Below are 497 nucleotides of genomic sequence, written 5' to 3'. Positions count from 1 at the left end.
TTGGCCGCGTACGGTGCCGAGGCACTTCAACTCCTTGCCAATGGCAATATTTCTGCCTTGGCAGAGCGCTTTGGGTACGCCCTGGCGTATGACGAGCATCCGGCGAGTGTGATCCAAAGAGACTTGGCGTTGTCCCTTGCTTCAGTCGGCGCAACCAGCCTAGCGCCAGCAGACGCTCAAGCTCCGCAAGTCGGCTATTTCAGGCCCAACGATACTGGGCCATTCGCCCTAATTGAGGTTCGAGTACCCACCAACAACGGTAAGGCCATTCTCTTAGAGTTAGTCGTCACGGGCAACGAAGCCAAGAAGCATCTCGCCTTGGAGCAGATCAGTGACGCGGCCTAACAATTCATTCAAGCCGACACCGCTCCGCGGTGCGGCTTAACTCAGGCGTTAGGACTGTAGTCGCGACGTTGCGGCCGGTCCGGGATCGACGCGCTGTCGTGTCTGAGGTCGTCGTGGTTTTGCTTCGGTTGCGCGCACAACGCCCCCAGCCT

General features: G+C 58.8%; 1 protein-coding gene. It reads left to right on the top strand.

The window, feature by feature from the left end; translation table 11 throughout:
- Positions 1-345 (top strand): hypothetical protein (locus AC1DER_RS17240; protein WP_477358228.1); only part of this gene is annotated, 345 nt, incomplete at its 5' end.
- Positions 346-497 lie beyond the last annotated feature (152 nt).

Source organism: Lysobacter sp. 05T417, assembly GCF_056396405.1.
Note: the sequence above shows the minus strand (reverse complement) of the source record. Positions and strands in the feature narration are given on the sequence as shown.